The organism is Halovibrio sp. HP20-59 (genome assembly GCF_033052795.2).
GTDB lineage: Bacteria > Pseudomonadota > Gammaproteobacteria > Pseudomonadales > Halomonadaceae > Vreelandella.
This window is the reverse complement of record NZ_JAWJUW020000002.1, coordinates 354220-367089: the sequence shown is the minus strand read 5'-3', so window position 1 is coordinate 367089 and position 12870 is coordinate 354220. Positions and strand designations below refer to the sequence as shown.

The 12870-nt window shown below is 54.3% G+C and carries 13 protein-coding genes; 8 read left to right on the top strand and 5 right to left on the bottom strand.

Going from position 1 to position 12870, the window contains the following annotated elements; all coding sequences use genetic code 11:
* Positions 1-7 precede the first annotated feature (7 nt).
* The 3 genes from RZA33_RS03885 to gloB form a co-directional block, all read right to left on the bottom strand.
* Complete coding sequence (locus RZA33_RS03885; RefSeq protein WP_317506532.1) at positions 8-1861, bottom strand: extracellular solute-binding protein; 1854 nt, start codon at positions 1859-1861, stop codon at positions 8-10.
* 132 nt (positions 1862-1993) lie between these two features.
* Positions 1994-3199, bottom strand: coding sequence for a transglycosylase SLT domain-containing protein (locus RZA33_RS03880; protein ID WP_317506531.1), 1206 nt, complete (start codon positions 3197-3199; stop codon positions 1994-1996).
* A gap of 30 nt (positions 3200-3229) precedes the next feature.
* The gene (gloB, locus tag RZA33_RS03875; protein WP_317506530.1) at positions 3230-3997 is read right to left on the bottom strand and encodes a hydroxyacylglutathione hydrolase; all 768 of its coding nucleotides are present in this window, start codon (positions 3995-3997) and stop codon (positions 3230-3232) included.
* Positions 3998-4164: 167 nt separating this feature from the next.
* Between gloB and RZA33_RS03870 the strand changes: the two genes are divergently transcribed.
* From RZA33_RS03870 to nudC, 4 genes are read left to right on the top strand one after another with little or no spacing between them, the layout of a single operon-like run.
* The gene (locus RZA33_RS03870; protein WP_317506529.1) at positions 4165-5040 is read left to right on the top strand and encodes a class I SAM-dependent methyltransferase; all 876 of its coding nucleotides are present in this window, start codon (positions 4165-4167) and stop codon (positions 5038-5040) included.
* The gene (rnhA, locus tag RZA33_RS03865; RefSeq protein WP_317506528.1) at positions 5033-5503 is read left to right on the top strand and encodes a ribonuclease HI; all 471 of its coding nucleotides are present in this window, start codon (positions 5033-5035) and stop codon (positions 5501-5503) included. Before RZA33_RS03870 ends, rnhA begins: the two co-directional genes overlap by 8 nt.
* A complete protein-coding gene (dnaQ, locus tag RZA33_RS03860) occupies positions 5503-6240 on the top strand; it encodes a DNA polymerase III subunit epsilon (protein WP_317506527.1) in 738 nt (245 codons plus the stop codon). Before rnhA ends, dnaQ begins: the two co-directional genes overlap by 1 nt.
* Complete coding sequence (nudC, locus tag RZA33_RS03855; protein WP_317506526.1) at positions 6233-7015, top strand: NAD(+) diphosphatase; 783 nt, start codon at positions 6233-6235, stop codon at positions 7013-7015. The genes dnaQ and nudC overlap by 8 nt, the downstream gene beginning before the upstream one ends.
* Before the next feature lie 48 nt (positions 7016-7063).
* Here the strand turns inward: nudC and RZA33_RS03850 are convergent, their stop codons facing one another.
* Positions 7064-7375, bottom strand: coding sequence for an SCP2 sterol-binding domain-containing protein (locus tag RZA33_RS03850; RefSeq protein ID WP_317506525.1), 312 nt, complete (start codon positions 7373-7375; stop codon positions 7064-7066).
* A 183-nt stretch (positions 7376-7558) separates the two neighbouring features.
* Between RZA33_RS03850 and sohB the strand changes: the two genes are divergently transcribed.
* Positions 7559-8602, top strand: a complete 1044-nt coding sequence (gene sohB, locus RZA33_RS03845) for a protease SohB (protein ID WP_317506524.1) — start codon at positions 7559-7561, stop codon at positions 8600-8602.
* Positions 8603-8618: 16 nt separating this feature from the next.
* Here the strand turns inward: sohB and RZA33_RS03840 are convergent, their stop codons facing one another.
* Positions 8619-8939, bottom strand: a complete 321-nt coding sequence (locus RZA33_RS03840; protein WP_317506595.1) for a metalloregulator ArsR/SmtB family transcription factor — start codon at positions 8937-8939, stop codon at positions 8619-8621.
* A gap of 311 nt (positions 8940-9250) precedes the next feature.
* Here RZA33_RS03840 and RZA33_RS03835 point away from each other — a divergent pair, with 311 nt between their 5' ends.
* The 3 genes from RZA33_RS03835 (at position 9251) to RZA33_RS03825 (ending at position 12841) form a co-directional block, all read left to right on the top strand.
* Positions 9251-11164: a propionyl-CoA synthetase gene (locus RZA33_RS03835; RefSeq protein WP_317506523.1), complete on the top strand. Its 1914-nt coding sequence runs from the start codon at positions 9251-9253 to the stop codon at positions 11162-11164.
* 166 nt (positions 11165-11330) lie between these two features.
* Complete coding sequence (locus tag RZA33_RS03830) at positions 11331-11999, top strand: 7-cyano-7-deazaguanine/7-aminomethyl-7-deazaguanine transporter (protein WP_317506522.1); 669 nt, start codon at positions 11331-11333, stop codon at positions 11997-11999.
* 38 nt (positions 12000-12037) lie between these two features.
* Complete coding sequence (locus RZA33_RS03825; RefSeq protein ID WP_317506521.1) at positions 12038-12841, top strand: alpha/beta fold hydrolase; 804 nt, start codon at positions 12038-12040, stop codon at positions 12839-12841.
* Positions 12842-12870: the final 29 nt, after the last annotated feature.

The window sequence follows — 12870 nt, the reverse complement described above, 5'->3', positions numbered from 1 at the left end:
GATAGCGTTAACGGCCTCGGTGACGGCGCTGCAATTCTGCTTCACGCTGGGTGTCTACCCACCACGCATCCAGGTCCATGGCGTACTCCGGGAAGGGTTCGGGGTAGCCAAACTTATCCCAGATAGCGATGCGTGTCTCCCCAGAGTGGTAGTGGGGAATCACGTAAAATCCCCAGCGTAGCACTCGATCCAGCGCGCGCGTGGCAGTATCCAGTTCCTCGCGGCCATCGGCACGAATGATTTCTTCCACTAAAGCGTCCACTGCTGGATGCGCCAACGACATTCGATTGCGGCTCTGCGGTGCATCGGCGGCGTCGCTGGTCCAGAAATCGCGCTGTTCATTGCCTGGGTTATTCGACTGCGGAAAGTGGCTGATGACTATGTCATAGTCGTAGTTACGCTGCCGGTTTAAATATTGGTTGATATCAACGATACGCATGGATGTTTGCACCCCTAAACGAGCCATATTGCGCAGCATGGGCTGAACCACGCGTTCGAGCCCGGCGTCGTATAGCAACACTTCCAGACTTAATGGCTGTCCGCTGTCTTGATTGATTAGCACGCCGTCGATGACTTCGTAACCTGCGTCACGCAGTAGTGCCAATGCCTTGCGCAGCCGTTCTCGCAGGTCGGTAGGCTGCTCAATGGGCAGCGGCTCAGTGAATAGGCGATCAGAGCCATGAGAGGCAATCAACTCCTCCCGAAAGGGCTCCAACAGCGCCAATTCTTGCTCAGACGGTAAGCCTGTGGCTTGCATCTCTGAATTTTGAAAAAAACTCTTGGTGCGCTGATAGGTACCGTAAAAAATATTGGTGTTCAGCCAAGGAAAATCAAAGGTAAGGCTCAACGCTTCCCGTACCCTGGGATCCTGAAACTTTTCTTTACGTAGGTTGAAGACAAACGCCTGCATCATGGAGGGGTTGACGTCGGGGACCGTTAGCCGTTTCACCAGGCCCTCTTCATAGGCGGGGAAATCATAGCCAATCGCCCAGGTGGCGGCGCGAGCGTCGGTACGAAAATCCGTCAGACCGGCTTTAAACGCTTCCCAGGCAATATCACGGTCACGGTAGTAGTCGTAAATAATGCGATCAATATTGTACCGGCCAACGTTGACCGGTAGCTCTTTACCCCAGTAATCCTCATCGCGCTGATAAACGATCCGCCGACCGGGGTCAACTTCGCTAATACGATAAGGCCCGGATCCTGGATGGGCCGCTAGGGTGGGCGAGCTAAAATCGCGTGGCTCCCAGTAGTGGCGGGGTAGTATGGGTAATTGGGCAACGATTAACGGCAGCTCGCGAGACTCTGCGTCGTTCAAGGTAAAGCGTACTTGGTGTTCGTTGAGCGCAATGACTTCGTCGACGCCAGCATAGTAGCTGGCATAAAAGGGATTACCCTCTTCACGGAGTAGGTTAAACGAGAACACCACATCGTAGGCGGTTACCGGTTCGCCGTCTTGGAAGCGCGCTTCAGGGCGCAGGTCGAACTCAATCCACTGTCTGTCAGGGTCCAGGCGAACCCCCTCGGCCAGTAAGCCGTACAGGCTAAACGGCTCGTTAGGGTTGCTGGCCATCAGCGTATCGTAAATTTGTGATATGCCGGTGGCTGGGGTGCCACGGATAATAAAGGGGTTGGTGGAATCAAAGCTGCTGCCAACGGCGGTGCGGGTAATTGTCCCGCCTTTGGGTGCTTGTGGGTTGACATGCGGAAAGTGAGCGAAATCTTCTTCAAGCTCGGGACTATCGTAGAGCGATAGTCCATGTACGGTTTCGACCGTCGCGTCTGCCGTTGCACCCGATACGCTCAAAAGAAGGTAACTTATAAATAGAAGCGTTTTCGTAAAAAATACACCACGCGGCATAGGTGACTTCCCATGTGAACACAGCCTGTTTGTTTTAGGCACTTTTTCAAAAGCCCTCTTTTAAGAACTCTCTTTCAAGGGCTCTCTTTCAAAAGCACTTTTTCAAAAACAATTTTCGAAAACAATACGCGTTTAGCGACCTGAAACTGACAGCAGCTGGCCTGGTTGTAATTGGCCGGGGCGATCAAGCGCATTCCAGCGTATCAGGTCTTGCTGGTCAATATTGTAGCGGGCCGCAATGGCAGAAAGGCTATCGCCTCTTTCAACACGATAGGTATCGGTGCTATCGATTTGTGCGATTGCTTGGCTATTGCCGTGGGCCAGCTGAGCCAGTGCCTGGGAGTTGACTTCTTCAGGTACAAGAAGCGTTTGGGCGCTGCGTGGGTCAATACTACCGTTGAGCAGGCCAGGATTAAGCTCAGTCAGGGCCGATTGACTCACCTCCAGCATTTGCGATGCTTCAGAAAGGCTAACCGCATGGGCAAGCTGAACCTTGGCGAATGCCGGGTCGATATGGATCTCAGGCAACGTCACTTGGTAACGCTCAGGGTCATTGATGATGGTCGCAATGGCTTTCAATTTGGGCACATACTGCATTGTTTCGTTGGGCAGAGAGAGGTCCCAATAGTCACCGCGTAAGCCTTGGCTCTGTGCTTGGCGAAGGGCATGATTGACCGTTCCAGCGCCTGCGTTATATGCCGCTAATGAAAGCGTTAAATCGCCTTCATACCACTGGTCGGCCTGCATTTCCAAGTAATCCAGCGCCGCTTTGGTAGAGGTGACGACGTCTAGTCGGCCGTCATAATTACCATTGCGAACTAACCCTAACGCGTCCCCGGTGCCGGGCATAAACTGCCACAGCCCGGCAGCACCGCGGTGGCTTCTTGCCCCTGGGTCGAAGGAGCTTTCTACAAACGGAATTAACGCGACTTCACCAGGTAGGCCGCGTTCGCTCACTTGCTGGGTAATCCAGGCAAGCCATGTCCTCGCACGCTCGGTAATTGTGGCAATGTTTTCAGGGCTTGAGCGGTAGTGTTCTATCCATTCATCTACCCTTGCTTGGGCGTCGGCTGGCAGCGTCTTATCTTGCCATTGAAAACTTTTACGTAGCGTTGTCCAAGCGTCCTGGGGCTCTAATGTCAAGGCTTCCCAGAAGTTCGTTTGGAACGGCGTGGGATGCGGCTGGATAGTCTCTGTCGACGCACTTGCCGAGCCATTGGCTGTTTCATAAGCCGGTGCGGAAGCTTGAGTGCTTGTGGCAGCGGCTAACATTAGCCCCGTCATTAGCGTGCTCCCTGCGCTTAGCAGAAAGCGTTGGCGAATTGTTTGATAGGTCATAGTGTCATTTGGTTGGTTTCGATAGCGTTCTTAAAAACGGTTCTTCCACTCACGTAGCGTGGTGAACGTCGCGAGATCATTATCATTGGCTCCCTGAGTGCCTGCTGCTTGGCGCACACTGTCTGTGCTTACGCGCAGGTAGGGATTGATTCTCAGCTCGCGTCCTATCGTGCTGGGTAAGGTGGGGCGATCCAGTGCCCGCGCCTTTTCACACTCTTCTAAAGCGTGTTTAACATCTTCATTTTCAGGGTCTGCAGCACGGGCGAAGGTAAGGTTTGCCTGGGTATATTCGTGTGCTGCAAAGACCAGCGTATCTTCAGGGAGTTCCGCGAACTGTTTTAGCGCGGTGAACATTTGCTCGGGTGTGCCTTCAAATAAGCGGCCGCAACCAGCGCAAAACAGCGTATCGCCGCAAAACAGCAAGGCAGGGATGCCCGCGGTAAAATAGCTGATATGATCCAGCGTATGCCCTGGGGTGGCCATGACGTCAAAGAGACGGCCCATAATACGGACTTCATCGCCATCGCCAACGGATTCATCAATGCCTTCGATCGCCGAATTGGCCGGGCCGATGACGTGTGGCGAGTAGCGTTTTATCAATTCCGCTAACCCACCGGTATGGTCATGGTGGTGATGGGTAATTAAGATACTGTCTAGGCTTAGCGACTCGCGCTCTAGAAGCTCGATAACTGGGGCTGCTTCACCAGGATCAACCACGCAAACACTTTGGCTGGTATCTTGTCTGAGTAGCCAAATATAGTTGTCGCTAAGGGCGGGGATCGGTGTCACGCTCATCATCGACGAGATCCTTTAGTTTCAGGAAACGGAGCTCACAAAACAGGGCTTAAAAAAAGCGCACAATAGCCAACCTATCCATTTAGTTAACTGTTGCGCCTATTGTGTATAAGCGCTAATCGGTGCGTAAAAGCCGCTAAAAGTCGTTACTTTGGAGGGAAGCGCTGTTCATGTCAAATTCGACGACGGCAACAATACTCGCCAAGCGCTTAATCAGTAGCCAGCCTTACTGGCAAAGTGAAGCGGGTCGTTCGCTATGGGAAACCCAGCGTGCTTGCTTGGGGCCCGTCGCGGAAACTCGAGTGGGTGGTCACAGTTTGGAAATGAATATGGGGCCAGCCATGTTGACCATGTCGGCGGTCCCCCATGCCATAAGCTGGTCGCCAACGCGTCGGCTAGCCAACCACGACAGCACGCTAATATGCCCACCGGATCAGCTTGCGCTGCCGGACCACTGTTTGGATATAATGGTGGTTCATCACTGGTTAGAGCATGTCGAGGATGCTCATTTCATGCTTCAAGAGGCCGCGCGGGTGACGGCAGACAATGGGGTTTTGGTGCTGTTTGGTTTTAACCCTATCGGGGTCAGTGGGCTTGCGCGTCAATGGCGTAAGCGCCAACAGCAGTTTCCTTGGAACGGTACCTGGCGATCTGCTCGCCGTTTGCGTGACTGGCTGGCGTTTGTCGACTTTGAGGTGGAGCGCGTAGACTATTGCTGTTTTCGTGGTCGTACGAGCGCTAAGTGTGGTGAATATTGGGAGTCATTAGGTCGCCGGCACAACGTGCCTTTAGGCGAGAGCTATATGATCCAGGCGCGGCGACGACAGCGGCATGCGCCCGTTCAGCGTCTAAAGTTTGGCTTAAAGAAGGCTCCCGCCTCTCCGGCAGCGCTGGGCGTTACCCGGTCAGGCTCATTGGCCCATAATCAGCCTTATCCGCCGCCTCTGGCGAAGACGCAACAAGCCCCGTCTCAACAAGCGACATCTCACCAAACCCAGGCGCATAAAACGCAGGCGCGTAAAAGTAAGGATCAACAGAGTGACTAATGAGGTTGCCGAACAGTTACCTCGGGTAACGGTGTATACCGATGGCGCCTGCCGTGGCAATCCAGGGCCAGGCGGATGGGGCGTCGTGCTGGCAAGTGGCGAGCATGAAAAGACCTTAAAAGGCTACGAAGCAGAGACCACCAACAATCGCATGGAATTGATGGCCGCGATAACGGCGCTACGCACGCTGAATACCCCTTGCGAAGTGGCGTTATGGACCGACTCGCAGTATGTTCGCCAAGGGATCACCCAGTGGATCCATAACTGGATGAAGCGCGGCTGGAAAACCGCGGCCAAGCAGCCGGTCAAAAATGTCGAGCTATGGAAGACGTTGCACGAAGAAACTCAGCGTCACCAGATAGAGTGGCACTGGGTAAAGGGGCATAGCGGCCACCCAGGTAATGAACGCGCCGATGCCCTGGCCAATGAAGCTATTGATGAGCACCAAAAAAGGAGAGCATGATGCGCCAGGTGATCTTAGATACTGAAACCACCGGTATCGACCCCAAAGATGGGCATCGCTTGGTTGAGATTGGTGCCATTGAAATGGTCAACCGCCGTTTCACAGGGCGCACTTATCACCAGTACATTAACCCCGAGCGCCATATCGACGCCGAAGTCGTCGCTGTTCACGGTATCGATAATGCCAAAATTGCCAATGAGCCGGTGTTTGCGCAAATAGCCGATGAGTTTTGGGCATTTATCGACGGCGCTGAGCTGGTTATCCATAACGCTCCCTTCGACGTGGGATTTATTGACCACGAGCTGGACATGCTAAATAAGCGGCGTAAAACCCCTGCGCTAGGGCCGGTACGTGATCATTGCCGGATATTAGATACGTTGCCCATGGCCCGGAAAATGCACCCCGGCCAGCGCAATAGCCTTGATGCGTTGTGTAAACGCTACGATATAGATAATGGCCACCGGGTATTGCACGGCGCGCTGTTAGACTCAGAAATTCTCGCTGAAGTTTACTTGGCGATGACAGGCGGGCAAACGGCGCTGACACTAGACGCTGCCTCTGCTTCCGAACAAGCCCAGGCGGACGTGTCCAGTGAAGGGCTGTCAATTCAGCGGCTTGCCTTAAGCCCTGGTCAATTACGCGTGGTGCGTCCTTCTGCTGATGAGCAAGCCGCGCATAAGGCTAAGTGTGAGGCGCATCAACTTAACTGGTTTGAGGGTGCGGCAAGCGATGCTTAGGCGAGAAATCCCTCACCACCAACAATCGGGGCGCGTTATTCGGTTGTCACGTAGCTTAATAGCCCCGGCGCCATTAGAAGGGGGCGAGGCGTTAACCCCGCTGCAGCCTCATCAACCCTGGACTGAACACATGCAGCCGCTGTGCTACTGGGATGATGAGCCGGTGGCGCTGCTCGTTGAGCCGCAAGCGGAAAGCGGCTGGATTGATGGTCGTCAATGGATGAGCGAGCTGTCGACGGCGTGGTTCAGCCTGTTGTCTACGGCGCTACAAGTGGGCGCTTGGCTGGAGAACCACCGCTTTTGCGGTCGTTGTGGAGCGCCGGCAACTAATCTGACTTCGGAATTCGCTATGCACTGCCATGCCTGTGGGCACCGCAACTACCCGCGTATTTCGCCGTGCATTATTACCCTGGTGACGAGCGGTGAGGCGATGCTGCTAGCGCGCAGCCCGCGTTTTCCGCCAGGGCGCTACTCGACCCTGGCAGGTTTTATCGAACCAGGTGAGTCGGCGGAGGAGGCGGTGCATCGTGAAGTATTTGAGGAGGTGGGTGTGCATATTGATCAACTGCGCTACCACCATAGCCAAGCGTGGCCATTCCCCCATTCGCTGATGTTCGGTTATTTTGCCGAGGCTACTACACGGCGTATTCGCATCGATGGAGTGGAGATTAGCGATGCCGCCTGGTTTTCGCCCCGCCAATTGCCGTCGCTGCCACCACCGTACTCGATATCAAGAGAGCTCATTGAAACCCATTTGGCACGCTGGCGCGAATAACCGGCGCCATCTGCTGGTATGACAATTGCTCATTAGGGAATACGTTAATCAGTCGCTCGGGAATAAGTTAGTCAGCTTAGTGGCCAGCATGACATTGCCGGTCGCTTTCAGCTTTCCGGTCATGAAGGCGGTCATGCCGTTAACATCACCGTTCATAATGCCCTTCAGCGTCTCGGTAGTTAGGCTTAAACTAACGGAAGGATCATCGTGCTCTCCCTCCTGTACGTCCAGCGTGCCATCCTTGATATGAAGGTAATGACTGCCGGCATCGGTAAAGTGAAACTGGAAAATTTCATCCATGCCCTCGGCTGCTTCAGGGTTGAAGCGCGCTTTCAACTTCTCAAGGGTATTCGTTGACATCACATTTCTCTCAGTTAAGTAAAGTAGACCAAGGCTAGCGACACTAGCCAGTAGACACAACCGTATAAGAAAACGAGGTTATTTCATACGAGCGTTTCAATCAAGCGCTATGATAGTGCATTTCCGGCGTGCAGACCTACGCCGCTAGCGGTTCAGCATTTAATAAACGAACGGAGAACGTCAATGAATGAATGGGTAGCAGAGATAGGCACATTTATTGTGCAAACGACCATTGTGATGGCGTTATTAGGCGTTGGCTTGATCCTTATTACGCGGACAAAGCAAGACAAAGAAAGTGACTTAAAGCTCACTATTGAGCCACTAAACGACCAACGCCGCTATAGAGCCCGCCGTTTACGCTTGGCGGCCACGCAGGCCTCCAAGCGTAAAAAGCTGCTGAAAGCATTTCGGCATGACGATAAAAAGCGTCACAAAACCGCAAAGGGCAGTCAGCAAGCGACAGAAGAACCACGTGTTTGGGTATTAGATTTTCACGGTGATATTAAAGCATCGCAAACCGAGCAACTGGCCCAAGAGGTCTCCGCGATTATCGACGTAGCCAACCAGGACGATGAAGTGGTCATTCGTCTGGAATCGGCGGGCGGGCTGGTGCATGCCTATGGCTTGGCGGCGGCGCAGTTAGACCGGCTACGGGCGGCAGAGCTAACCACCACCGTGTGTATCGACAAGGTAGCCGCGAGCGGTGGCTATCTAATGGCCTGTACGGCACATCACGTTAAGGCGGCGCCTTTCGCCGTGATTGGCTCAATTGGCGTGGTGGCGCAAGTGCCCAACATCCATCGGCTGCTTAAACGTCACGACGTTGATGTCGAGCTGCTGACAGCGGGTAAATACAAACGCACCTTGACGGTATTAGGCGAAAATACTGAAGAGGGTAAAGCGAAGTTCTTGGAAGACTTAGAGAACACTCATCGACTGTTTAAGGGCTACGTGGCTGAACGCCGCCCCGCGATGGACATTGAGGCAATCGCCACGGGAGAGATTTGGTACGGCAGTGAGGCGCTGGCCGAATCGCTCGTCGATAGCGTCGGTACCAGCGAAGCCTACTTGGTTGAGCGCATGGCGCAGGCTCGCGTGTATAGCGTCAAACTCGAACCGCCCAAAACCATGACCCGTAAGCTAGGGTTGGCCGTATCGGCAGGTGTTGAAAAAGCCGCCCTAAAAGCGCTGGGGCTTATTGATGCAGCTGGTTGGCAGCGGCGCTGATGCCCAAGCGCTCTCGTTAGGCAGAATAGTGATGCGCCAGGGTATTAATAACCGCTTTGGCGCTTTCACTGCTCAATGAATAATAAATAGTTTGCGATTCCCTTCGTGTATTGACCAGCTCATCTCGTCTCAAAATGGCCAAATGCTGGGAAAGCGCCGATTGGCTTAGCGCTAGCTGTTGGTTGATCTGCGTTACTGACAGTTCTTTTTCGGCAAGCAGGCATAAGATTTGCAGACGCTTTTCGTTTGCCAGTGCTTTTAGCAGGTTGGTGCCGGCCTCAATAGCACGGCAATTGTGTTCAAGCAGGCGTGAAGCGGCGCTTGTAGCAGACATAATAATCTCCTTGCCTACACTGTTTACTTCAGCGTGTTAATCAGCGTTGTTATAAGTTGTTGAGGCATCATCGCGTCGCGAAGATTCAGTTGTTTAATGATCAGTAATTTAGCGAGTTTTGTCCAAAGTGCTGTTTAACGCTTAATCAATGGTAAGAGGCCGACGCTCTGTCGACAATTATTTGACAATGTCTGCTGCTTTGGTCGCTATTTAGCCCATAGTATGAGGGCGGTGCGGTGATTTACTTTATAAAGTGTCAACAATTCGCCTAAAACAACCAATACAACACTCGATACAATAAAGGTGGGCACACCATGAGCCGCTACCAAGCAATCTTCCAGCAGTCGGTTGAACATCCCGAAACATTCTGGGCTGAACAGGCCCAGCGCATTCCTTGGTTCACGCCGCCAAGCACGACTCTCAGCTACGACGATCAACACCACGCGCGCTGGTTCAGCGATGGTGAAATGAATTTGTGCTACGCGGCGTTGGATTATCATGTTGAACAGGGCCGCGGCGACCAGGCGGCGATTTTCTGGGATTCTCCTGTCACGCAGTCCAAGCAAACGATTAGCTACCTGCAAATGCGCGATCGAGTGGCCCATTTTGCGGGCGCCTTAGCGCAGCTAGGCGTGGAAAAGGGTGATCGGGTGATTATCTACATGCCGATGATCCCCGAAGCGTTGATCGCCATGTACGCCTGTGCCCGGCTAGGCGCCGTTCATTCGGTGGTGTTTGGCGGCTTTGCACCCCATGAACTCGCGGCGCGAATTGAGGATGCTCAACCAAAAGTGGTGGTGGCGGCCTCTTGTGGTGTCGAGTTGGACAAGGTGCTGCCGTACAAGCCCATCGTCGATCAAGCGGTGGCATTGAGCGCCCACAAGCCCGATGCCTGTGTGATTTACCAGCGCAATGCGCATCGGGCTGAGCTAGGGACAAACGACTATGACTGGGCGGACTTAGTGGCGAAAGCGCCTTTTGCCGATTGCGTGCCGGTCAAAGGGACTGACCCGCTCTACGTGCTGTACACCTCAGGTACCACGGGAAAGCCTAAAGGTGTCGTGCGTGACACCGGTGGTTATGCGGTGGCGCTGGCCTATTCGATGGACGTCATCTATGCCATGGCGCCAGGCGAGGTATTCTTTACCGCTTCGGATGTGGGTTGGGTGGTCGGTCACTCTTATATTGTCTATGCGCCCTTGCTGGTTGGTTGCACCACGGTGGTTTTTGAGGGTAAACCGGTAAAAACCCCCGATGCGGGCAGTTTCTGGCGCCTGATTGAAGAATACCGGGTCAAGAGTTTCTTTACCGCGCCCACGGCGTTCCGGGCGATTAAAAAAGAGGACCCCGACGCGGCGCTGCTAAATAAATACGATATCAGCAGCCTTAAGCATCTCTATGTCGCCGGTGAGCGACTCGATCCGCCCACGTTCCACTGGCTGGATGATTTGCTGGACGTGCCGGTGATTGACCACTGGTGGCAAACCGAAACCGGCTGGCCGATTGCGGCGAACCTGCCCGGCATCGAACCCATGCCCACCAAGGCCGGTTCGGCGACGTACCCAGTGCCAGGCTTTAACGTCCAGGTGCTGAACCGTGACGGCGAGCAGTCCCAACCGATGGAGCAGGGTAGCGTCGTGATCAAGCAGCCAATGCCACCTGGCTGTTTAACCGGTGTTTGGCGCGACCCGCAGCGTTTCCATGCCGCCTATATGGCCGCGTTCCCTGGCTACTATTTAACCGGCGACGGTGGCTATTTTGATGAACAGGGCTATCTGTTCATCATGGGCCGCACCGATGACGTTATAAATGTCGCCGGCCACCGGCTATCGACCGGTGAAATGGAGGAGGTAGTGGGTGCGCATCCGGCGGTTGCCGAGTGTGCGGTGATTGGTATTCACGATAACCTCAAAGGTCAGTTGCCCATTGGGCTGGTGATTCCCAAAGACGGCTTCGATGGCGATGAGGCTGCGCTTGAAGCCGAGCTGATTGCCCGCGTCCGTGAATATATCGGAGCGATTGCGTGTTTCAAGCAGGTGTTAGTGGTCGACCGCCTGCCTAAAACCCGTTCGGGGAAGATATTGCGGAAGTTACTGCGCAACATTGCCGACGGTAAGGAGTTTGCTATTCCCTCGACCATTGACGATCCCACCAGCCTGGCGGATGTACATGCAGCGATGCGCGAGCGCAGCGTCGGGGCGGCTGAGGACGCCACGCCGCTTGATTGATAAGCCATGTCGCCCTTGGCACTGGGCGGCATGGCTTTCGCGGCTTTCATTAGCAAGCAGAAACCGTATAATGCTGCCCCCGAGCGGCATCCTACTCTAAACGCAGCATGCCGACGTTCATGAGGGTTCCCTAACCCCTCTTATCGATAAAAAAAGGTCTATCTGCATGTTTGCACTAAGTGACGTTCAACGCCGCCGTTGCCTGCTGGTGATGGTGGCGTTTCATATCGGCATTATCGCCGCTAGTAACTACCTCGTTCAGTTGCCTTTCACCCTGTTTGGTTTTCATACCACCTGGGGGGCGTTCAGTTTTCCGTTTATTTTCTTGGCCACCGACCTGACGGTTCGTCTGTTTGGAAAGGGACCTGCCCGAGCGATCATTCTGCGCGTCATGTTCCCCGCGCTGGTGGTGTCCTATGTGGTCTCGGTGGTATTTCCCCGTGGCAGCTTTGCCGGGATTGGCGCACTGGGTGAGTGGGACCTGTTTGTGGCACGCATCGCTCTTGCCAGCTTTTTAGCCTATGTGATTGGTCAACTGCTGGATGTTCAAGTATTTGACCGCTTACGCCAGTGGGCCTGGTGGGTAGCGCCGGTATGCTCAACGGTGTTGGGTAATCTGGCCGACACCTTTGCATTTTTCTCTGCGGCGTTCTATAACAGCCCCGACCCGTTTATGGCCACCCATTGGGTGGAAATTGCCGCCGTCGACTATGCGATTAAATTAGCCATCAGCCTGCTGTTTTTCTTGCCTTTGTATGGTTTGCTGCTTGCTTGGCTAACGCGCCGTTTAGTGGTGTGGACGGGGCAGCGAGACAGCGCACCCCGAACCGCTTAAACGCGTCCCTTATCAACTGCCAAGGCCAAGGAGTTAGCATGACCGACGTTGCCACCGTTGCGCTTCATTGTATTGATATGCCCGCCGACGATGCAGCCGCGGACGAAATTCCGCTGGTCGTTATTCATGGCTTACTGGGAAGTGCCGATAACTGGCGTTCGCATCTCAAAGTGTGGCAGCGTTCCCGTCGCGTGATAGCGCTGGACCTGCGTAATCACGGCCGCTCACCCCACGCCGAAGGCATGCGCTATGCAACGCTGGTAGACGATGTGCTGGCGCTGATGGATAAGCTCGCGATTAAACGTGCGCACGTGCTGGGGCACTCAATGGGCGGTAAGGTCGCTATTAGCCTAGCGCGCCTGGCACCTGAACGGGTGGCATCCTTGGTGGTGGCCGATATTGCTCCCGTGGCTTACCAACACGGCCACGATGATGTATTTGCCGCGCTAGAACGCGTGCGAGAAGGGCAGCCGAAAAACCGAAGTGAAGCCGATGCACTACTGGCCGAACACGTAGATTTCCGACCCACGCGACTGTTTCTGGCCACTAACCTCGCCCGTAACGACGATAACGTCATGGTGTTGCGGGTGGGCTTGGATCAAATTAAACGCGGTTACGAGTCAATTATTGATAAGCCGGACGGCGAACAACCTTTTGATGGCCCAACGCTGGTATTGCGCGGCGGCGATTCGCCCTATGTGGCTGACGATATGCTGCCTGCTCTGCGCGAGATACTCCCACGTGCTCGGGTGGTAACGCTCAAGAACGCCGGTCATTGGTTACACGCCGAGCAGCCAGAGGCCTTCCAGCAGGCCGTGGACGCGTTTATAAACGCCCAATAAGCTAGCCATCACGCTGGTCAGCGAGCTGC